At 45.4% G+C, this 22,678-nt stretch carries 19 protein-coding genes and 1 pseudogene; 12 read left to right on the top strand and 8 right to left on the bottom strand.

What is annotated here, in order from left to right:
- Positions 1–68: 68 nt before the first annotated feature.
- From RH85_RS08900 to RH85_RS08875, 6 genes are all read left to right on the top strand, one after another.
- Positions 69–689, top strand: a complete 621-nt coding sequence (locus RH85_RS08900; RefSeq protein WP_006711896.1) for an NAD(P)H-dependent oxidoreductase — start codon at positions 69–71, stop codon at positions 687–689.
- Positions 686–2,608: a monovalent cation:proton antiporter-2 (CPA2) family protein gene (locus RH85_RS08895; RefSeq protein ID WP_006711895.1), complete on the top strand. Its 1,923-nt coding sequence runs from the start codon at positions 686–688 to the stop codon at positions 2,606–2,608. Before RH85_RS08900 ends, RH85_RS08895 begins: the two co-directional genes overlap by 4 nt.
- 135 nt (positions 2,609–2,743) lie before the next feature.
- A complete protein-coding gene (locus RH85_RS08890) occupies positions 2,744–4,063 on the top strand; it encodes an MATE family efflux transporter (RefSeq protein ID WP_039948926.1) in 1,320 nt (439 codons plus the stop codon).
- Between the two features lie 262 nt (positions 4,064–4,325).
- Entirely contained in the window at positions 4,326–5,264 is a 939-nt protein-coding gene (locus RH85_RS08885; protein ID WP_006711893.1) for a DMT family transporter, read from the top strand.
- Positions 5,265–5,322: 58 nt separating this feature from the next.
- Entirely contained in the window at positions 5,323–6,210 is an 888-nt protein-coding gene (locus RH85_RS08880; RefSeq protein WP_006711892.1) for a DMT family transporter, read from the top strand.
- Positions 6,211–6,327: 117 nt separating this feature from the next.
- Positions 6,328–6,942, top strand: a complete 615-nt coding sequence (locus RH85_RS08875; RefSeq protein WP_006711891.1) for a glutaredoxin domain-containing protein — start codon at positions 6,328–6,330, stop codon at positions 6,940–6,942.
- A 139-nt stretch (positions 6,943–7,081) separates the two neighbouring features.
- Here the strand turns inward: RH85_RS08875 and RH85_RS08870 are convergent, their stop codons facing one another.
- Together RH85_RS08870 and RH85_RS08865 are read right to left on the bottom strand one after the other, a co-directional pair.
- On the bottom strand, positions 7,082–7,432 hold the full coding sequence (locus RH85_RS08870) for a hypothetical protein (protein WP_006711890.1): 351 nt from the start codon (positions 7,430–7,432) through the stop codon (positions 7,082–7,084).
- Between the two features lie 71 nt (positions 7,433–7,503).
- Positions 7,504–8,721 carry a multidrug effflux MFS transporter gene (locus RH85_RS08865; RefSeq protein WP_006711889.1) on the bottom strand — a complete coding sequence of 406 codons (1,218 nt, stop codon included), beginning with the start codon at positions 8,719–8,721 and terminating at the stop codon, positions 7,504–7,506.
- A gap of 91 nt (positions 8,722–8,812) precedes the next feature.
- Between RH85_RS08865 and RH85_RS08860 the strand changes: the two genes are divergently transcribed.
- Complete coding sequence (locus RH85_RS08860) at positions 8,813–9,685, top strand: LysR family transcriptional regulator (protein ID WP_006711888.1); 873 nt, start codon at positions 8,813–8,815, stop codon at positions 9,683–9,685.
- Positions 9,686–9,788: 103 nt separating this feature from the next.
- On the top strand, positions 9,789–11,630 hold the full coding sequence (locus RH85_RS08855; protein ID WP_006711887.1) for a putative bifunctional diguanylate cyclase/phosphodiesterase: 1,842 nt from the start codon (positions 9,789–9,791) through the stop codon (positions 11,628–11,630).
- 42 nt (positions 11,631–11,672) lie between these two features.
- Here the strand turns inward: RH85_RS08855 and RH85_RS08850 are convergent, their stop codons facing one another.
- Both RH85_RS08850 and RH85_RS08845 read right to left on the bottom strand, forming a co-directional pair.
- On the bottom strand, positions 11,673–12,161 hold the full coding sequence (locus RH85_RS08850; RefSeq protein WP_006711886.1) for a hypothetical protein: 489 nt from the start codon (positions 12,159–12,161) through the stop codon (positions 11,673–11,675).
- A gap of 60 nt (positions 12,162–12,221) precedes the next feature.
- Positions 12,222–12,734 (bottom strand): nicotinate-nicotinamide nucleotide adenylyltransferase, encoded by a 513-nt coding sequence (locus RH85_RS08845; protein ID WP_006711885.1) that lies wholly within the window; start codon positions 12,732–12,734, stop codon positions 12,222–12,224.
- A gap of 102 nt (positions 12,735–12,836) precedes the next feature.
- Here RH85_RS08845 and nadE point away from each other — a divergent pair, with 102 nt between their 5' ends.
- Positions 12,837–13,661, top strand: coding sequence for an ammonia-dependent NAD(+) synthetase (gene nadE, locus RH85_RS08840; RefSeq protein WP_006711884.1), 825 nt, complete (start codon positions 12,837–12,839; stop codon positions 13,659–13,661).
- Positions 13,662–13,729: 68 nt separating this feature from the next.
- On the opposite strand, the gene RH85_RS08835 is transcribed toward nadE, so the two are convergent.
- The 4 genes from RH85_RS08835 to RH85_RS08820 all read right to left on the bottom strand — a co-directional run bounded on the left by RH85_RS08835 (position 13,730) and on the right by RH85_RS08820 (position 17,804).
- Positions 13,730–14,401, bottom strand: a complete 672-nt coding sequence (locus RH85_RS08835; protein WP_006711883.1) for a LuxR C-terminal-related transcriptional regulator — start codon at positions 14,399–14,401, stop codon at positions 13,730–13,732.
- Positions 14,402–14,540: 139 nt separating this feature from the next.
- Positions 14,541–15,593: a S1 family peptidase gene (locus RH85_RS08830; protein ID WP_006711882.1), complete on the bottom strand. Its 1,053-nt coding sequence runs from the start codon at positions 15,591–15,593 to the stop codon at positions 14,541–14,543.
- Between the two features lie 184 nt (positions 15,594–15,777).
- A complete protein-coding gene (gcvT, locus tag RH85_RS08825) occupies positions 15,778–16,896 on the bottom strand; it encodes a glycine cleavage system aminomethyltransferase GcvT (protein ID WP_006711881.1) in 1,119 nt (372 codons plus the stop codon).
- Between the two features lie 284 nt (positions 16,897–17,180).
- Positions 17,181–17,804, bottom strand: a complete 624-nt coding sequence (locus RH85_RS08820) for a helix-turn-helix domain-containing protein (RefSeq protein WP_006711880.1) — start codon at positions 17,802–17,804, stop codon at positions 17,181–17,183.
- Between the two features lie 592 nt (positions 17,805–18,396).
- Here RH85_RS08820 and gcvH point away from each other — a divergent pair.
- The 3 genes and pseudogenes from gcvH to RH85_RS08805 all read left to right on the top strand — a co-directional run.
- Entirely contained in the window at positions 18,397–18,777 is a 381-nt protein-coding gene (gene gcvH, locus RH85_RS08815; RefSeq protein WP_006711878.1) for a glycine cleavage system protein GcvH, read from the top strand.
- 135 nt (positions 18,778–18,912) lie between these two features.
- Positions 18,913–21,780 (top strand): aminomethyl-transferring glycine dehydrogenase, encoded by a 2,868-nt coding sequence (gene gcvP, locus RH85_RS08810; protein WP_006711877.1) that lies wholly within the window; start codon positions 18,913–18,915, stop codon positions 21,778–21,780.
- Between the two features lie 570 nt (positions 21,781–22,350).
- Positions 22,351–22,678 (top strand): annotated as a pseudogene (locus tag RH85_RS08805) (transposase); the annotation flags it as partial.

The following is a 22,678-nucleotide window of genomic DNA, read 5'->3' as shown; positions in this document are numbered from 1 at the left end:
TGCTTAAAAAGACGTTCAAAAAGAGTTCATTAGAATAATAAATAATCAAAGTTAATAGGATGTCAAACATGCCAAAAAAGAAAGTGCTTGTCCTGTACGCTCATCCATCTCAACACCGTTCAGAGGTTAATCAACCTCTTTTTAATGCTGCAAAAGAGACAAAAGGGGTCACTTGCGTCGATCTCTATTATGAGTACCCAAGCTACAACATTAATATCGACCGCGAACAAAAGCGCCTAGTTGATCACGATGTCATTATTTTCCAATTTCCTCTCTATTGGTATTCAACCCCAGCAATGTTGAAAGAGTGGCAAGATCTGGTGCTTGAGTATGGCTTTGCATACGGTAGCCAAGGCACCGCACTACAAGGTAAACACTTTATGTGCGCGCTGTCTGCCGGAGGTAAGGCGGATGCTTATCAAACTAAGGGGTACAATCATTTCACCATTCGTGAGTTACTCTATCCAATCGAACAAATGGCCGCACTGACCGGCATGAAATACATGGCGCCACTTGCTTTATTTGGTGCACGTACAGCTAAAGAAGACGGGCGTATTGCGCAGCATGAAACGCACTGGAAAGCGCTGTTGACGGCGCTAGTCGAAGACCGATTCGACTATAAGCGAGCCTATGAAGTCGAAAAATTAAATCCATATTTGAAACAACTAATCTTGGGAGATAACGCATGACCGGATATTTTCTCCAAGCTTTTATCTACTTAGTTGCTGCGGTTATTGCGGTTCCGATTGCTAAGCGTTTAGGCCTTGGATCTGTCCTAGGGTATCTCATTGCAGGGGTGGTTATTGGCCCTATTATCGGTTTAGTCGGAGAAGAAACCACTACTATTCAACACTTTGCTGAATTTGGCGTGGTTATGATGCTATTTTTAGTCGGCCTTGAACTAGAGCCTAAAATGCTTTGGAACATGCGTAATCGCCTATTAGGTTTAGGCGGCTTGCAAGTGGGAGTGACAACCGCCCTTGTGATGGGTATCGCGATGTTTTTCAATCAAGTCTGGACCGTATCACTGGCGATTGGTTTGATCTTTGCGCTCTCTTCCACTGCGATTGTTCTTCAAACCTTCAACGAAAAAGGATTGAGCCGCACAGAAGGCGGACAAAACGCTTTTTCCGTTTTACTGTTTCAAGATATCGCCGTGATCCCAATGCTAGCCTTCATCCCATTGTTAGCCATGCCTGAGTTAGTGCAACAAGCACAAAACATGGCTTCCACAGCCGCTGAACATCATGAAGAGTTAAGCCTTGTGGCAGGGTTACCCGGTTGGGCATATGCACTGGTCATCATTGTCTCAATCGTTGGTCTTGTGGTGGGTGGTCATTACCTCAGCCGTCCTCTATTTCGCTTCGTTGCCAGCTCAGGCCTACGCGAGATTTTTACCGCAACGGCGCTAATGTTAGTGGTGGGAATCGCCGCTTTGATGAGTCTTATTGGCCTTTCGCCGGCGTTAGGCGCTTTCCTTGCTGGCGTGGTGCTTGCGAACAGTGAGTTCCGCCATGAATTAGAATCCAATATCGACCCTTTTAAAGGACTGCTACTTGGGTTGTTTTTCATTACGGTTGGTGCTGGGATCAACTTTGCTATCTTGTTTGATGATTTTTTCCTTATCGTCGGCCTAACCTTGGGCGTCATGTTACTCAAAGCAACGGTGCTGTTTGTTCTCGCCTTCTGCTTTAGAATTCGCCAGAGTAACCGCTGGCTGTTTACTCTTAGCCTTGCCCAAGCGGGTGAGTTTGGGTTCGTATTACTGAGTTTTACCACGCAAAACCATGTCATTCCGACTGAGTTAGCTCAGACGCTTTCTCTAGTAGTTGCGCTCTCGATGCTCTTAACTCCAGGCTTATTTATCTTGTTTGATAAAGTCATTCTACCGCGCTATGAATTGGCCTCTAACCAAGGTGAAGCCGATGAGATTGATGAGAAAGGGACGGTCATCATTGCGGGTATTGGCCGCTTTGGTCAGATTATCAATCGACTACTAGTAGCGAATGGTGTCAAAACCGTCGTCCTGGATCACCAAGCCGATCAAATCGATGTGGTAAGAAAATTCAACACCAAGGCGTACTTTGGTGATGCAACCCGTCCGGAGTTATTACACACCGCAGGGATTGAAGAAGCCGCTATGATCGTTATCGCGATCGACAATCGTGACGCTTCCTTGGCTCTGGTTAAATACATCAAACACTCTTATCCGAATGTGACGATTCTCGCTCGAGCCTTTGACCGCGGTGATGGCTATTTGCTGCGACAAGCTGGCGCCGATGTCATTGAATCTGAAACTTACCATTCCGCGCTAGAATTAGGTGCGCACGCCCTAAGAGAATTAGGTCAACATCCGTTCTTAGTGGAACAGCAAAAAGCCAGTTACAAACGAGTCGAAGACAAGAAGTCCGATGCTCTCTATCAAGCATGGTTAGATGATTCCGCAAACGAGCGCTTTGATAACAACTATCGTCAACTGTTTATTCATTTAGAAGATCAGATCAAACTGGCGATTGCGACTGACCGCGTAGATAAACACAACAATGACGAGCGAGGTTGGACACCGCCACCTAAAGGCTATGCCGACGACTTTAAAGAAAATCTATAAAGTCTTTTTACCGCAACACCCTCGATCTTGGTCCACAATACAGTAGACTAGCGTCAGGAGATGTTTATCTTCATCAATAATAAAGCTGAGCAAGTCTCAGCTTTATTTTTATTCTCTATTTTTCAATGGCACACCATGCATTCTAAAGACCTTGGCTCGCAACTTTTTTCGATGACTTGGCCGATGTTATTCGGCGTCCTTTCACTGATGAGCTTTCAGCTGGTAGACAGTGCTTTTATCGGTCAACTTGGTATTTTACCTCTTGCTGCCCAAGGCTTTACCTTACCAATTCAAATGATCATTATTGGCCTTCAAGTCGGATTGGGAATTGCCACGACGGCCGTCATCGCCCGAGCAATTGGCGCCAAGCAAGAACGATATGCCCAGCAGCTTGGCGGATTAGTGGTGGCCATGGGCTCTGTTGGTGTCGCCCTATTTTGCGTGATTCTTTATCTTATTCGTGAGCCTATCTTGTTGATGCTCAGTGCGCCAGAGAGTGTCTTTGTTATCATTGATACCTATTGGATTTACTGGCTGGTGAGCTCATGGACCGGCGCCCTGCTGTACTTTTTCTACAGCGTTTGCCGTGCTAATGGCAATACTATGTTGCCCGGTAGCATGATGGTGATCACTAGCCTTATTAACTTAGCACTAGACCCTTTATTCATTTTCACCTTTGATATGGGCATCAATGGCGCAGCACTCGCAACGATTATTGCTTTTGGATTAGGGATCTTACTTGTCGCACCTAAAGTGGTGAAAAAGCAATGGATGAGCTTCGATTGGCATGATCTAGATGTCACGAAAAGTCTAACATCAATCGGCAATATCATGGGACCAGCCATGATAAGCCAGTTACTCCCGCCACTCTCTTCAATGCTTGCCACCAAACTGTTAGCGGGTTTTGGTACTGCCGCCGTCGCCGCTTGGGCTCTTGGCTCTCGTTTTGAGTTTTTTGCTATTGTCTCGGTATTAGCGCTGACCATGTCAATGCCTCCAATGGTTGGGCGACTATTAGGCGGCCAAAAATTAGACGAAATTCGTCAGTTGGTGATCATTGCATCTAAATACATTTTACTGTTCCAACTTGCCGTGGCGGCAATAGCTTGGCTAAGCAGCGATTTTCTTGCCACTATTATGACCAGTGATCAACAAGTTAAGCAGATCTTAACTTGGCATCTGATGATTGTACCTTTTAGTCTGGGGCCGCTTGGTATCTGCATGTTAATGGTCTCGATCAACAATGCACTCGGTAAGTCATACACGGCGCTTACTATTTCTGCTCTAAGATTGTTTTTATTCTTCCTACCCTGTTTATGGATCGGTTCATTATTAGGGGGGATTGAAGGTATTTTCTGGGGAGCCTTCATTGGTAATATTGGCGCGGGTATCAGCGCTTGGATTATGTATCAAAGAGCTTTTAAACAGGTTGAACACAAATTGGCTATTAAATAGGTTGCATTAATGCCAGCCCCTAGTTAGTCTATTTTTTCACCCGATAGGAATTGTATTTAATGTCACATAGATTTACTTACCCAGCTTGTCTTCAGTTCAATGCCCTATTGCCTAAACAGCAATGGCTCCTCCTCCTGAATACCCGTAGCCGGTAGGTAATACTATGTCTGGCTGCGAATTTTGCAGCCAGACCGCATCACTCGTAGCCTCGTTATTTTTTGATTACTTATCAAAATCAATAATAAGCGTAAGGATACGAAATATGAGCGACGCCACTGACTCACGTAAAACAACCACAGGCCCCTTCTCCTCAATTGCTCGCCAATACCAAATCGGGCTTTTATTGGCATTTATTGGCTGTTTACTTTTTTCACTAAAACCCATTTTGGTAAAACTGGCTTACCAAGCCGGGGGCGATGCCACTTCCATCATGGCGCTCAGAGCGTTGAGTTCGTTACCTTTATATCTCGTTACTCTGATTTTTTTATGTCGCAAACACACCACTCGCGTCAAGCTGCGCTCGCATGGATTTAAGGCTGCAATAATTGGTATATTGGGCTATTACTTGGCCAGCTTCCTGGATATTTCCGCCCTATCGTATATCTCAGCTCAGCTAGAGCGTTTACTTATCTTCCTATTTCCTTCTTTTGTGGTGTTGATCAGTTGGGTTGTCGACAAACAGCCACCGACCCGTAAGATCATAGCTGCAACGTTGGTGGGCTATTTGGGTACGGCTCTGATCCTAGCGCAAGATTTCCAAACCTTAGGCAGTTCAGTGGGTATCGGTGCACTACTCGCGGTCAGTTCCGCGTTGGTATTCGCCATTTATCTAGTCGCGAGCAAACCCTTAATTGGCGCTCTAGGCAGCTCTCTGTTTACTAGCGTAGGAATGGGAAGCGCCGGCGTTGCCATTCTTATTCACCTGTTCGTCAATGGCACCAACTTTGAAGCTTGGTCATCTGAGTTAATTATCATTGGTGTGACGTTAGGGTTATTTTGTACCGTGCTTCCTTCGTATTTTGTAGCCGCTGCAATGGCGCGTCTTTCACCGACAGAATTGAGCTTGGCGAACAATCTGGGACCCGCGATCACTGCAGCCGCTGCCGTGATGATATTGGGTGAATTGTTCACTGTTTGGCATGCCATCGGCATGATGCTGGTGATATTCTCCGTCGTCATGATAAATCGGACAAAAAAGTAAGGTAAGCCGATAAAGAAAGTCGTATGATTCAGCCACATTTTCCGAGTACCTATTTTTTATGAGTCACAGTCATCACCCTATTCAAGGCGCAAGTTGGATGCTCACCGCAGGTTTATCCTTCGCGATCGTCAATAGCCTTGCACAAGTTGCCAGTATTAACTTTGGCCTGTCTTCAACCACAGTGGCTCTAGTCCAATACGCCATCGCATTAGTGGCAATTTTGCCTTACTTAAAAACCTTAGGTATTCGTCAATCACTGAAAACGCAGAAGCTTGGCTTACATATTTTCCGTGTCTTTTTGTCAGTCATTGGTATCCAGCTTTGGTTATGGGCACTGGCCTACCCGGTGCCTATTTGGCAAGGCATTGCTCTACTCATGACCTCACCATTATTTGCCACTATTGGCTCAGGTTTATTGCTAAAAGAGAACGTGGGAGCGGCTCGTTGGGGGGCAACGATCACTGGCTTTATTGGAGCAATGATCATTTTGGAACCTTGGGCGGATGACTTTAACTGGGCGACACTCTTGCCTGTAGGGGCGGCTTTCTTTTGGGCTTGTTATTCCCTGATGGTGAAGAAACTTTCTTCGAACGACTCTCCATCCACCATGGTGGTCTATCTATTAGTCCTGATCACACCTTTTAATATTCTTTTGGCGTTACCTGATTGGCAAATGCCAACTGGGCTCAATGTTTGGCTGGTGTTGATCGCGGCAGGCATTGCTACCGCACTCGCGCAGTGGGCTATCGTCAAAGCTTATGCGGTTGCTGATGCCTCTTTTGTGCAGCCATTTGACCATGCAAAATTGCCACTGAATGTATTAGCAGGTTGGGTTGTATTTGGTTGGGTGCCACCTGGTCGACTCTGGCTAGGCGCATTCATTATCATTGCATCGGTTGCATTTATTACGCAGTGGGAAAGTAAAAAATTTCGCAATAAAAGCTAAGCAGTTGAAATTAATCCGCCATTTAACCGTTCTTAATAACTGAAATGGTTTGGGTTTCCTTCTACACTTAAATGAATACGCAATCCCAACCGCTTGGCTTTATCTGGGAGAGAACAAATGACACAACCAATCAAAATAACGTTATATCGCTGGGCTGGTAGTTGGGGACCATTTAAGGTCAATATCCCATGTGGTGAATGCACGCTGACCAAGGATATTTTGCAAGATACCTTTGACAATGAGCTAGCCGGTATCCCGATTGAATTAGAGGTAAAAGATTGGTTGTCTCACTGGTGGGAGCCACTAAAAATGGGCTCTTGGCATGCCCCTATCCTAGTCGTTGAAGGTAAAGTTGTAAGCCAAGGCGAAGCACTGAACCGTGGCGTGTTGGTTCAATCAGTTATTCAGCAATGGGCACAGCGAGATACGCTGCAAGGCAACATTGTCTATGGCAAAGCGACCTGCCCTTATTGTGTAAAAGCCAAGAAACTGCTTGATGATGCGGGCATTCAATACCAATACCACGATGTGGTAAAAGAGAGTGCCGCGTTATACCGTATGATTCCGGAAGTAAAAGCTATTATCGGCATGAAAACGCCCGTAACCGTGCCACAAATCTGGCTTGACGGCCATTACATCGGGGGCGCAGACAACCTACAAGCATGGATAGAAGCAAAGGGGTTGAGCACGGTACCTGATAACGTAGTCAATCTTGAAGCTAATCACGGTTGAATGTGTGCCGTTGATTGATTCGAGTAAAAAAACAAAAAGCCCCAGCATCTGCTGGGGCTTTCCAATTAAATCGATATCCATCTTGGTTTATCACACACTAAACACTCTACTGAGCGAAATAAACCATTAGGAGATAAAACTAGCTGCGTTTTGGCTGTAAGTACGTTTTACCTGCAGCTTGATAGGTATCTTTACGCTTCACTTCAAACATAGCATCGAAGAACCAAGCAACAAAACGAATCACTTCATCGCCTTCATTCATCACATGTTCGACGAACTCTTGCTCTTCACCTTGCTCATCTTCGTGTGTTGTTACATGGTAAATGCGTTTTTCACCATCAACTTCCGCTAATGAGAATTGACCGGCTAGTGATTCTGCAGCTTCCGCAACTTCTTGATCTTCACTTGCTTTTAGAATCGCTAATGCTTGTGGTAACGACTCTTGTTGGCTTGCTTCTTTTACAAGCTCTTCAAACTCTTTATGTTCCATAATGTCACCCAATGGTGTTGTTATACCGAATGGCGGGCATTGTAACCTCAAGCACTCGTTTTGGCGATGATTCACTTGTCGGAAAGCGCTTCACCATTTGGTTCATTATACAGCGTCGATCTTTGCGATATGAGTACCAATCCCATTACCGTCGCAACCAACAGATAAAATAGCCCTAAACCACTTTGGGTATGTACCCAATACTGCACTAAATAACCGCCAAAAAGACCAGACATGCACATCTGTATCGAACCAGATAAAGCCGACACGGCGCCGGCTTGTTTCTTATGGGGCTCCAACAACATGCCAATGGAGATGGGAAATGAGATACCTTGAGCAAAGCTCAGCCAAGTAAATGCCCACACAAGATTAAACAACGTCATTTCAAAACTCAGTAACCATAAGCCCGACAAAGCGATGGTAGTGATCGCCATCGCCAGTAACTGAGATCGGCTCATGAATCGATTCAAGACATTGAGAGCAAGGCTGCCACACATCAATCCCGCTGAAGGAACGATCATAATCGAACCATACTGAGCTGCCGATAAACCTAAATTTTGTTGCAAGATAAACGGCAATACCGACAATGACACCAACGATGCTAAATAGCTTAACCAGTTGTAACTTGCACTTGAAATGACCTGTCGATCAGTAATCAAACGGCGATAATTCTTCACCACACCTAAGGGACTAAAACGAGTAGCTTGATATGGCAGTGTTTCCGGTAAAATAAAAAAGCCAAGGGTATAAATCGCGACCAGATAAATAAAGACAAAAATGAACACGGCTTGCCAGCCAAACTGATAAGTAATCCAACCGCCAAGCACTGGTGCAAAAATTGGGATCACGGAAGCGGTAACTGAAATATACGCAAATGCTTTGGTCAAATGGGCGCCGTCATAACTATCCCGTAGGACACTCCGCCCCAATACCGAAGCGCTTCCAGAACCAAGTCCTTGCAATAAGCGTCCGAAGGCCAACCAATAAAGGTTATCGATAAACAGTAAACAGACAATCGTACCAAGCAGATAAATACCTTGGCCAAAGATAAAAACCGGTCGGCGGCCAATGGCATCGGAGAGCGGGCCATAAAACAGTTGAGAGCCGCCAAAGCCGACTAAAAATAGAGTCACCAACAACTGAACATCTGCTTGGTTAACCGATAACGATTGACTGATGTGCGGTAGCGCTGGCAGATAGATGGATACACCAACTTGGCCAGTGGCGATGATCATCATCGCTAGCAAAAGAGGGATCTTATTAAATGGGGGAGTTTGCTTGCTTTTCATGCGATTGAGTTTAAATTATAAACTCAAAAATGATAATACTCTAAAAAGGAAACTAATTAGTTCCTATGTAGATTTAATTTAAGGGTAAAAAATGGATTGGTTACAGAACGTAAAAAGCTACATTTTAGTGGTCGATGAGGGCAGCTTTAACGGTGCAGCAAGACGTTTAAATACCACCAGCTCAGCGATCAGTAAACGTATTCATTGGTTGGAAGAACGGATCGGCGTGCAACTACTCAAACGTACCACGCGCTCAGTATCACAAACAGAAGCTGGTGCACTGTTTTACGAAAGAGCGAAAGTACAGCTTGATGGTTGGCAATCCATCGTCGATGAAACCCGATCGATTGATCAATCCCCTGCTGGGCTACTTAAAATTGGCGCAACGCTCGCGGTAGGTTCAAAGTTTTTAGTCCAATACTTGGACGATTTCTTATCACTCTACCCTGACATCCGTATTCAGTTAACCACGACCACGCCCGGCCAATTACCCGCGCTCAGCTTAGACCTGTTTATCAGTCGTGAAATTGAACAACTCAATTCGCTGAGCTTTAAAGCGACTCGTCTGTTTGAGCATAAAGCGGGCTTCTATGCATCTCCATTATACTTAGGGCGCCATGGGGAACCCAAAACCGCTCATGATTTAAGCTTACACAACATGCTCAATTGGGGGGAAAATCCTCAACGTGAAGTCAAGCTCTCCAAAGGACAACGAGTGCTGCTTTCTGGTAACTTTGCAACCACGAATCCAGAAGCACTTTTTTATGCCGCCAAAGCAGGAATGGGCATTTTGCTCACCAACGATGTGATGATTAAAGAAGAATTAAAATTAGGGACTTTAAAGCGTATCCTCCCAGATATAACGGCAGATGAAGCAACCGTCTATGCTTATCATCCCAAGCTCGACTATCAAAACACCCGTACGCAATTATTTCTTGATTACCTAAAATCACGCTTAGCTTAAATTCATTCTCCTTATTTGCAAACATATGAGACGTGTGCCATATTTAGAGGTGCGAGCTCTAGCAAAAGTGACTGGCATCACAAAAAAATAAGGAGAATTCGTCATGGCTAAGGATACCCCACCAGATGCAATTAACATTGATGAACTCAGCCGAATTATGGCGCTTGATGGTCCAGAATTGCTCCATGAAGTCACACTGACATTACATAAAACCTTCAATAGTCAGTGTTGTTGTGTAATTGAAATCGACAAGATTAACTTTACCGCTCAAACCCTGTCTTTTGCATGTGAAAAGCAAATCCAACAACAATTTAGCTATTCCTTAGCGGGAACACCTTGTGACGTAGTCAGTAAATCAGACAAACTCTTCTCTTTGTTTGAAAAAGACGTATCGAAACAATTCCCACAAGATACTTACCTGATCGACAATGGTGTCGAAGCGTATCTCGGTATTCCATTACGCAACCGCGCTGGTGATATTCTCGGTATCCTGCTATCAACCTTCACCACAGCAACGCCGCACAGTAACAAACTTGTCGACTGCCACGTCCTATTTGCCAACATCATCGTACACAGCTTGAGAGCAAAGTGGCTCTCTGCCCGCTCCGATACGCTGGTTCACCAACTCAGCCATGAAGTATCTCACGACAACCTAACCGGTTTACTCAATCGTAGCTACTTATCGAATTCATTAGAGCATATTACTGAAACCCGTTCAGAACCATTCACCCTTGCCTATATCGACATTGACAACTTCAAATCAATCAATGATTTATACGGGAATTACATTGGAGACCAAGTCATAAAATTCGTCGCAAGAGCGGTTGAAGAGGCTCTACCAGAAGAGCACCAAGCCTATCGAATCGCTGGCGATGAATTTGCCTTCGTCACCTTCTCTAGTGACCCATTATCAATTTGCCAAACCCTGATTTCACGTTTAAATGGAGGCTATACCGACCCATCCCATACCATAAAAATCAGTGTCAGCATCGGCCTTGCGCGCACATCAGATCAACGCTTAACCTCTGATCAATTGATCTTGAACGCCTCTCTGGCTTTGAAAGACTGCAAACAAACACGCAACAGCAAAGTGCAAAGTTATGACACTCACTTAAGTGCCCAATATTATCGCCGAACCATGGTCATTGATGCTCTGCGCAACGAGCTTGACCGCACTTCAGGCATTGGCGGCGAAATTTACGTCGCAGTACAACCGATTGTTTCGCTGGAATCACGTACATGGGACTATTTTGAAGTCCTCGCGCGCTGGAATAGCGAAACACTCGGAATGGTATCGCCAATGGAGTTTATCGAAGCGGCGGAACAATCAGGGCTAATCATTGAACTGGGCGAGCGGATTGTTGAGTTGGCGTGTCATGCAAAATGGGAACTAGAGCAAGGACTTGGCTATAAAGTTCGCTTGAGTCTAAACTGCTCGGCGCACGAATTGAGTGACTCTTCACGTTATATGCGCCACCTAACCTCCACCATCTCTCGTTATCATTTTGAGCCGAGAGAATTCACAATTGAACTGACCGAAACCGTACTGTTATCGCAAACCAATGAAGTACGTTACATCTTAGATAAATTGAGGAATCTGGGCTTTACAATAGCGCTTGATGATTTTGGTACCGGATACTCTAGTTTAAACTACATTCATAGCTACCCTATCGATACCATCAAAATCGACGCCACCTTTATTAAAAACATGCTGTGTAATGAAACCGCGGAACACGTGGTCTGTTTGATTATTCAGCTGGCAAAACGGCTCGATGTAAACTTAGTGGCGGAAGGGGTGGAAAGCGAAGACGCCTTGCAAAAACTGAGTGATATGGGGTGCTCACAGATCCAAGGCTACTATTTCTCAAAACCAGAAATTCCAAGAAACATCATTGCCCACTATTCCAATATCTGCCTAATGCAGCCAAAAATAATCAGCGGCTAAAGCAATAGCAAATAAATTCCGTGAGTAAGAAATGAAGCGCCGTTAAAACGGCACTTCAACTTGCATCATGAGATTATCTTGAAATTCATCATGCCAAAGATAATCGAGCCTAAATCTGGGTTGGCCGATGGCTTTATCACCAAAACCAACACTGAACATTAAGCCGTGGTTCATAAGCCACTCTTCAGCAGTCTGATCTTCTTCTTGTGGTTCAGCATCTTTGGGTGACCACCAACCGACGCCAAAATAGCTTTGCGAAAAATTTTGAGTTAAGACTGGATTTGATTCCGTTTTCAGCACCCAATCAGACCAATAGTCTGAATCGTCGTATTTCTCTTTAACCAATAAAAATGGCGTTGTTAGCGGGTTAGCCGGATAGCTCCCTCCAAGAACGACTGGAGAGCAAGATGACCGTTCAACGGCATTCTCCACCGAGTTTGTCGATACACTGACAGATAGGTTATTTTCATTGCAAGCGTTAACAGCAGCCGAAAACAGACCAAAAATAAGCAATCCGCTTTTTTTAGCCATAAGCACCTCAATATTGGAATGCGGAAAATCGAGCTCCCCGCGATCATATTGATAAGTTAATTAGTAATAGTTATTTTCAACTAACATAGCGCAAACGCTTGGGGTTGTTAAGTGATTAATTTCCTTTCCATCAAGCAATGAATTTCGGATATCCGTACTGCGAATTGCCACTTTCTCAGGGCACGCCATCACCGACCAGCGCCGGACAATTTCCGCGGCATTATAAAACTTAGAAAAGTTAAATAGATTATCGGGGCCAATCACAAAGGTAAGCTCGGCTGCGGGATCTTCAGCCTGCAAGGCCATCAAAACCGCATACGTCGTAACCGAAGATTGCGACGAGTTAAATAGTGTCTCTTCAATCGTACTGCGCTCAACATTATTCATATTCAAATCGGCAATAAAAGCATCGACCAGTGCTGTCCGAGCGGAATACGCCAACATCTCTTTCCCCCACGCGTGAGCAATGCTGGGTAACAACAAAACGCGGTCAAAGTGTGTAAGTGACTCAACCACACTCTTATGGCCTAAGCTCGGTGGATTAAATGCGCTGCCAAATACGGCGATTTTCATAATTTTCACCTTGAATGGGACGAATTCCGTGTTCTCGGTTTTCTATTTATTGGTTTTAGGTATGATACTACGATAAATAACATTGCTGCAGGAAGAAAACTAATGGAACAGTTGATTCGCGATGAAATGCGCGTCTTACCATCGATTGACCCTCACTTTGAAATCACCCGTCGCGTTGATTTTATCAAACGCAAACTGACTGATTCTGGCTGTAAAGCACTTGTTCTTGGGATCAGCGGCGGTGTTGACTCAACCACTTGTGGTCGTCTGGCGCAATTAGCCATTGATGAGCTAAACGAACAAGGTAATGGGTATCAGTTTATCGCGGTAAGACTGCCTTACGGTGAGCAACAAGACGAAGATGAAGCACAGCTAGCGCTGCAATTTATCCAACCAACGCACTCTGTTTCAGTCAACATTAAAGATGGTGCTGATGGTTTGCACGCTGCATCTCTAGCAGGACTTGAAAATACCGGGCTTATTCCACAAGATCCGGCCAAAGTCGACTTCATTAAAGGTAACGTCAAAGCACGAGCTCGCATGATAGCGCAGTATGAAATCGCCGGTTTTGTTGGTGGCTTAGTGCTGGGTACTGATCATTCTGCAGAGAACATCACCGGTTTCTATACCAAATTTGGTGATGGAGCATGCGATCTTGCACCACTATTTGGCTTAAACAAACGCCAAGTTCGCGAAGTTGCCGCCACCCTTGGCGCACCAGAACAGCTTGTGAAAAAAGTACCTACGGCCGATCTGGAAGAACTCGCTCCGCAAAAAGCTGATGAAGATGCATTAAATCTGACCTACGATCAGATCGACGATTTCTTAGAAGGCAAACCGGTTTCTCAAGATGCCTCTGATAGACTCGTGCATATCTACCGTATCACGCAGCACAAGCGCCAACCGATCCCGACCATCTACGATTGATCCAACGCTGAATACGACAAAGGGAGCCATTGGCTCCCTTTGTGTACCCAAAACCTATCACTCAATCACTACACACGTTCTTCTAAAGCAATATTGTTATTCGCCCATAACAAAGCTTGTAGGCGGTTCTTAGCGTTGATTTTCTTAAATATGTTATGCAGATGTGTTTTGACCGTATTCTCGCTAACAAACAGCTCATCAGCAATTTGAAGATTGGACGCGCCATGACCCAACAAGCGCATGATCTCTTTCTCACGCTTAGTGAGGTTGGCATAAACTTGTGAGGTCGTAACAGTATTTGCACAGCGGAAATGCTCAATGTAGTCTTGCGCCACTTTGCGTGACAACCACATTTCATCTTGCATCACCTTTTCCATCCCTTTGAGCAATAAGCTAATATCATCTTCCACATAAAATACGCCCACCAAATTGCGCCACTTAAATAACTGGGATGAAGCCACATCTTTAGGGCAATTAATCACAATTTCTTTTGCGTTGATATTAGCCGCTAACCTTGCTTGATTGTAAGTTTCAAAATTTGAATCATTGAGATAATTGAAATCAATCAGGACATAATCACCCAACATGGTGGTGTTAGCGTTGCCTTCTGCCTCTAAGTCGCTCAAAGAAACTAAACGAACCTCTAACTCAATTCCTCGTTCTAAAGAATCCTTAAACAGTTTTGACTGCATACTGATATCAGATAACAAGGTAATGTTATAAGTTCTATTGGTGCTCATATTCGTTTCTCCAAACTATGCTCGGGCGTTTATTACGTAAAACTATCGTTTAGAAACAAATAGTCAACATTCGCTCAGATCACACTTATGAGATGAATAGGGTTAAATTGATTAATTTCAAATAGTTAAGTCTAACATCTTAATTTTGAGAACGTGGTCGATTACTTAGTTCACTGATACGCATCCGGCTGCATTGTCGCATATACGATATAAACAAAAGTCCTAACAATGAAATGACAGAGACACTGCCCCCAGAGCTTCCACCAGATTCAGAGTTGGCACCACTACTGGCAGTGGATGAGTTATCAATAACCACTCGCTCACCATCTTGCTCCACAACACGATAAGTCGATACGACATTGCCATCCAGCACGTTACGTATCCAATCCTCATAGTGGGCGACATTGGTGAATGCAGAGGTAACTTGCGTACTAATCGTAGGATCACCGCATTGCTCTAAACCGAAACTGGTAATCCCTACCTGTATATAACCGCTCCCAGTCAGTCGATACACCGGCCCTCCAGAATCTCCATCGCAGGGCGAATTTTGTAATTCAGTATCGGGCAGAGTGCCATCAAAACAGATCTGCTTATCGGTAAAATTGCTGCCAAAATGCGCTTTGCATTGGCTCAAAGGGAGTGGTGTTAACGTTGTTTCCAGCAGTTCATTATCGTTTTGGTAGCGACCTGTGCCACTGTTATAGACTAGGCCATGGCCAATAGTGACATAAGTGTCTGCCGCGGGAAGATCACCGAACACGCTAAAATTAAGCTTATCCAGATGATCGCCGGTGGGCAGCGACGTTTCGAGTTTCAAAATGGCAATGTCATCAGGCCACAGCCGGCTTGAAGATTCAATATAAGTGGCTGGAACAAAAAAGTCGCTCACCCTAAGTGGGGCGCCCGGAACGTAATTTGTTTCGTTGACTAATTGTAGGGCAACCGTCACTTGCTCAAGCCTGCTATTACCCACAATGCAGTGTGCCGCGGTTAATACATAATCGCTATTAAGCGCCGTCGCGCCACAAAAACTGGTTGTATAGCCGCCGACAAGATTCTCATAAAACAAACTCGTAAAGCTTGGGTAGTTATCAATGACAACTGGTGAACCATTGATGATAAAAGGCGAAACTTCAATGCTGTGGGCAGAGCTACTCAGCGCTATCGCTCCTATCAACATTAACTTTTGCATTGGCTGAATCCTTCCAACGATATTCTGCGACTGAAATAACCAAGACCCTACAACCTTTGTTTTAATTTCAATTATTTACTTATGGTTAAAATATAGGTCATAAGAACGAAATCTAACTATATATACCGCGTAAATTTCGTTCTCAATTACATTAGCTTGTGCTGCCGGCTATTCCGATGTTGTACTATCCACGGTAATACCTTTGCGGGACAAATGGCATCTTTTCGATGGTCATTGGCAACATTTTCCCCCGAACTTGAGCAAACACTTGAGTTCCGATATTAGCAAACTCTACAGCGACATAACCCATAGAGACAGGCTTTCCAGCCGATGGGCCCGCTGTACCACTGGTCACAATACCAATTTGGTTTGCATCTCCATCAAACAACTCACAACCTTCACGCACTGGCGCTTTGGTTTCACCCACCAAGCCCACGCGCTTGCGCGCGACCTGCTTAGTTTCAATCTGCGTGAGAATGATATCGGCCCCCGGGAAGCCACCAGCACGCGCCTCACCAGAGCGACGTACTTTTTGAATCCCCCACAAAAGACTTGCTTCAACAGGGGTCGTAGTTTCATCTAAATCATGACCGTACAAACACAAACCACACTCTAGGCGCAAAGAATCCCGAGCACCAAGCCCGATCCACTCTACTTCTTCTTCAGCGAGCAATGCCTGTGCCAGTGCTTTTGCGTGTTCTGAGGGTACCGATATTTCATAACCATCTTCGCCGGTATACCCACTACGTGAAACGATGCACTGCGCTCCCAGTAGTTCATACTGACCTACATCCATAAAGATCATCTCAGCGACTGCAGGTTGTAAACGCTGCAACACATCCACGGCTTTTGGCCCTTGTAGCGCGAGGAGCGCCCGATCTTCAATCACTTCTAATTCAACGCCTTGAGGAAGATGCGCTTGCAAATGTGCAATGTCGTGGGCTTTACAAGCGGCATTCACTACCACAAATAAATGATCCCCCAGATTTGCCACCATCAGATCATCCATGATGCCGCCTTCTGAGTTGGTGAAAAAGGCATAACGCTGATTACCCGCAGCCAAATCGATAATATCAACCGGAACTAACGTTTCTAAAAACGCCGCAGCACCAGCGCCTTTTAGCCTTAATTGCCCCATATGCGACACATCAAACAATCCAGCATGTTCACGAGTATGCAAATGCTCTTTCTTAACACCCAATTGATATTGAACTGGCATATCATAGCCAGCGAAAGGCACCATTTTTGCTCCCGCTTCGATATGTAATGCGTGCAATGGCGTATTCAATAGCGCTTCAGTCATGAGGGTCTCCAAATGTCCGTTTGGTTGTGCATTGATGCTATTTTCTTGTCGAATGGACAGAAAACAAGTTGATTTAAAACGTCTCAGAAATCTTGTTTCCGATAATAAACACGATGACGATGAGTTTGCACGGGTAAAGTTTGCTCACAAGTGCAAAGTGTGACATTTAACATTTAAAAAACATTCAAACACGACTCGTTGGCACAAAAAAAAGAGCCAACCAATGGTTAGCTCTCGTCATTCTGCGATGTTCAATAAAGCGTTTCAGATAAGAAACCTAACCACTATTTCGCCGTCACCCATAAGATCAATGCATCGTCATCACTCTCTGACACAAGCATATGCCCCATGTTGGCATCATAATAAACACTGTCGCCTTCATCCAATACCACTGGTTCGTAAAACTCAGAATAGAAGGTTACCGCGCCGGAAAGGATCAGTAAAAACTCTTCCCCTTCATGCCTAACCCAATCACCATATTCTTCAAAAGAGCGGGCACGAACACGGCTTTTAAATGGCATCATCTTCTTATTCAACAACTGCGTTGCCAGCAATTCATGCTCGTAAGTTTGCGTTGGGTGCGGCTTCCCTTGGCCTCGCAACGTGATATCCCGACGGCCTGTAGCCAAAACTTTATCAGGAACTTCAAACAGTTGCGGCATATCAATTTGTAATCCATTGGCCAGCTTTTGCATCGCCTGAAAGGTGGGTGATATCTGCTCATTTTCAATTTTGCTTAACGTTGAGCGCGCAAGACCCGTACGTTGACTGGCTTCTTCAAGCGTGATCCCCAAACGACTGCGGATCTCTTTGATACGCACACCTAACTTGAGCGGAGCTATCGTCTGCTCTTGGCTTTCTTTGGCGAGCGTTAATGATGGGTAGTCATCATAGATCTCTTCTGCCATGCATCCCCCATGCGTTGCCTACATCCTGTATGACGTTGCATTGTGCAACAAGCCCTCAAAATAAAAAAGGATAAAAGTTAGCCAATCGTGGTCTTCTTAACAAATTCTGAAACTATGTTTCCTATAGGAAATTTTTGGTTGATTGTTTTTGCACCAGCCGCTATGTTACCGAGATGTTAGCTGCAAATCGTTTAATCACGGCCGTCACAACGATGAAATAAGGCAAAAAGAGTGTCTTGAGAATCGAAAAGACCACACTTGCTTTAGTCACCAAAACAGAACTAAAGAGCCGAAACAGAGCGTAATTCAGTGATCGGTCACTCAAAAATCCGCATTAAAGTAATGCAAACTGAACAATGCGGGCTTGTGGTCGATAATAAGGTCTGGCGAGGCTTTGTTAACATGCTCCTTGTAAAAGGCAGCTGTAGCAAAACGAACAAGCCGTGGCTTTGGCGTAACAAAATTTAGACTCAACGGTATCAAGCAAGTGCATAGTGATAAAGGGTTTCCCTCACGCACATACAGACAACAGATGATATAGCATCTGCCAGCACTCACTTTTTACCTAAAAATGAAATGTGGAGATAAAGCAATGGACAAAACCCTCAAGTTTACAGACAGCCACGAATGGGTGCGTGATAACGGTGATGGCACCGTAACCATCGGCATCTCTGAGCATGCACAGGAAATGCTTGGCGATGTTGTTTTCGTAGACTTACCTGAAATCGAAGCTCAAATCGATGCAGGTGAAAACTTCTCATTAGTTGAATCAGTGAAAGCCGCATCCGATATCTATGCGCCAGTAACCGGTGAAATCATTGAAGTGAATGAGGAACTTGAAGACAGTCCAGAGCTCATCAATGAAGAACCGTACGAAGGCGGTTGGATAGTGAAAGTAAAATTGTCTGATCCGGAAGAACTTAATGATCTAAAAGACGCCGACGAATACTTAAACTCTATCGAAGAAGAATAAGAAATCAGCAAAAGCTGCCCATGAAAGTGGGCGGCTTTTTTTAAAGGCTCGTATTAGTAGATATCGACGACACAGCCGTGATCATGATTCAAAGCGCTGTGTACATCGGCTTCTGAGCCAGAAGGTAAAGGGACAATGACAACACTACTTCAAAGCCTCAGCACTCAACATGAGTTCGTTGCTCGCCACAACGGACCAAACAAAACTGACCAACAAGCGATGCTCGATGCGATCAACGCAAAAAGCTTGGATGAGTTAATTCTTCAAACCGTTCCAGCCCAAATCCGCCTAGAGCAGCCGATGGTGCTGAGCGAAGCAAAAAGTGAAGCGGATATGCTTGTGGCGATGAAACAATTCGCCAAGCTTAACCAAATAAAACGTACTTATATCGGGCAAGGTTACTACAACACCTTTACGCCTAACGTGATCCTACGTAACGTATTTGAAAACCCTGGTTGGTACACCGCTTATACCCCTTACCAGCCAGAAATATCCCAAGGCCGTCTTGAAGCGCTGCTTAACTTCCAGCAAATGGTGATGGACTTAACCGGCATGGAAATCGCCAACGCATCCTTATTGGATGAAGCCACCGCCGCCGCCGAAGCCATGACCCTATGCAAACGTGCCGGCAAGAGCAAAAGTAACCAGTTCTTCGTCGCAGCGGATGTGCACCCACAAACCATCGAAGTGGTCAAAACCCGTGCGAAATACATCGGTTTTAACGTGATCGTTGATGAAATTGACTCACTGCCTAACCACGACGTTTTTGGTGCATTAATTCAGTACCCATCGACCACTGGTGAAGTGCGCGATATCACCGATATTATTAGTGCTGCGCAAGCCAACAAAACGCTAGTGACCGTCGCCACCGATCTACTTGCGAGTACCCTGTTAAAACCCGCCGGAGAAATGGGCGCCGATGTGGTGATTGGTTCCGCTCAACGCTTTGGTGTACCGATGGGCTATGGAGGCCCTCACGCTGCCTTCATGGCGACCAAAGATAAACATAAACGTACCATGCCAGGTCGCGTTATTGGCGTTTCAATTGATGCTAAAGGTAACCAAGCGCTGCGCATGGCAATGCAAACTCGTGAGCAGCATATCCGCCGCGAGAAAGCGACCTCAAACATCTGTACTGCGCAGGCGCTACTGGCCAATATGGCCTCGTTCTACGCGGTATACCATGGTGCAGAAGGCTTGCGTACTATCGCTCGTCGCACTCACCATATGACGGCAATCCTTGCCGCTGGGCTAACTAAGTCAGGCTACGAACTGGCACATAATAGCTTCTTTGACACCATTACCATCAACAGTGGTGACCAAACCGAAGCGCTCTATCAAAAAGCTCAGTCAAACGACATCAACCTTCGCTTGCTAAAGTCCTCACACCAACTCGGTGTGAGTCTGGATGAAACCACCACTGCTGCTGATATCGAAGCACTCTTTACCGTATTCGACATCAGCGAAAATGTAGCAGCACTCGCTGCGGATATAGAGAAAAACGAGTTTGCTGCGATTCCTGAATCTTGTCGTCGCACCAGCGCTTATTTAACGCACCCAGTGTTTAACACTCATCATAGTGAAACGCAGATGATGCGTTACCTTAAACAGCTGGAAAATAAAGACTTCTCGCTCACCCATGGCATGATCCCGCTGGGCAGTTGTACCATGAAGCTCAATGCCGCAGCTGAAATGATTCCAGTCACTTGGCCAGAGTTTGGCGCATTGCACCCATTTGTACCTCTTGAGCAAGCCGCTGGTTACACCGCGCTGGCGAAAGATCTTAAGCAGAAACTATGTGAGATCACCGGTTACGACGACTTCTCGCTACAGCCAAATTCTGGTGCATCTGGCGAATACGCAGGTCTTGTCGCGATTCAGCGTTACCATGAAAGCCGTGGTGATGCGCACCGCAATGTCTGTTTGATCCCAAGCTCCGCGCATGGCACCAACCCTGCTACAGCTTCCATGGTGTCAATGAAGGTCGTGGTGGTGAAGTGCGATCAAGAAGGTAACATCGATATTAGCGATCTAGCTGATAAAATCGAAAAACACCGCGATAACCTATCCAGCATCATGATCACCTACCCTTCAACCCACGGCGTGTATGAAGAACAGGTGAAATTGGTATGCGAAATGGTGCACGAAGCGGGCGGCCAAGTATACCTTGATGGCGCCAACATGAATGCGCAGGTAGGCTTAACCACACCGGGCTTTATTGGCTCAGATGTTTCGCACCTTAACTTGCACAAAACCTTCTGTATTCCGCATGGGGGCGGAGGCCCGGGCATGGGACCGATTGGGGTAAAATCGCACCTTGCGCCTTTCCTGCCCGGCCACATCGAAAACGGCGTAGAAGGTGAAGCGTTTGCCGTTTCCGCTGCAGATCTCGGCAGTGCATCTATCCTACCAATCTCATGGGCTTATATTGCCATGATGGGTGAAACTGGCTTAACCGAAGCGACTAAGGTCGCCATTCTAAATGCCAACTACGTGATGGAAATGCTGCGTCCTTACTACCCTGTGCTTTACCGTGGCACCAATGGCCGCGTGGCACACGAATGCATCATCGATATCCGCCCGCTCAAAGAAGCCACCGGCATTAGCGAAGAAGACATTGCTAAACGCTTAATGGATTACGGCTTCCACGCTCCAACGATGTCGTTCCCAGTGGCGGGGACGCTGATGGTCGAGCCAACAGAGTCGGAAGACTTGGAAGAGTTGGATCGCTTCTGCGAAGCCATGGTTGCGATTCGTTTAGAGATGGACAAAGTGAAAAATGGTGAATGGCCGTTAGACAACAACCCATTGGTAAATGCGCCACATACGCAAGTGGATCTGTCTGCTGACGAATGGGATCACCCTTACTCACGTGAGGTTGCGTGTTTCCCATCTTACGCCACCAAGCAATCGAAATACTGGCCGACCGTAAACCGCGTAGATAATGTTTATGGCGATCGAAATTTGATCTGCTCATGCCCAAGTGTGGATCATTATCAGTAGGTGTTTGGCTGTTGATCACAGATAACCAAGTTGGAAACCGATAACTAAGTTGGACACTAACTTGAATAACAAAAGGCGAACCGCTTGGTTCGCCTTTTTGCTTATTAAAATGAACAATATTAGAGTCGTACTTATGGTTTACCCAACATAAACGTAAATCGGACTAATTCACCTGTAACATCACCACGAGTGGAGCAATAAACTCCATTGCCTCGCTTTAGTACAATGAGTCTGAACATTAATACCAAGTGATCAAAGCAAGCCTGGACAAATATTTTGGCTATGACGCGCCCATATCGTACGTGTCACGATTAAAAAGCAAAGAAGAGCAAAAGAAGAGCAAAAAGGAAGAGCAAAAAGGACACACGCCATAAAGTAACCAAAGTATGGTTTGGTGATAACCTCGTGGTAAGTTCGAGCATTAAGTCTTGCTGCTCTCTTTCAGACTTTTATTCTTGAGAGGTGAAACACCACTCGAGACCAACAATGACGACCGCCAGAAAACAACAGATATCCGTCGATGCAACACCCTATTATCACTGCGTTTCTCGCTGCGTTAGGCGTAGTTTATTGTGTGGCATTGACCCGCTAACCAATCAAAACTTTGAGCATCGCCGCGAGTGGATCAAGAACAAAATATATGCACTCTCGCAAGTCTACTGCATCGATATTTGTGCCTATGCGATTATGAGTAACCACTATCACCTGGTCGTGCATATCAATCGAGACAAGGCAACTACGCTGTCTAACCATGAAGTGGTCGAGCGCTGGCAGCAAGAGCACAAACTTCCAAGCTTGGTCTCGCGCTGGTTATTAGGGCAACTAACCAGTGATGCAGAAACAGAAACTTGTCTGTCAATCATTGACTCTTGGCGCTCTCGCTTATGGAGCCTTAGAA

The organism is Vibrio ichthyoenteri ATCC 700023, assembly GCF_000222605.1.
Taxonomy (GTDB): Bacteria; Pseudomonadota; Gammaproteobacteria; order Enterobacterales; family Vibrionaceae; genus Vibrio; species Vibrio ichthyoenteri.
Note: the sequence above shows the minus strand (reverse complement) of the source record. Positions and strands in the feature narration are given on the sequence as shown.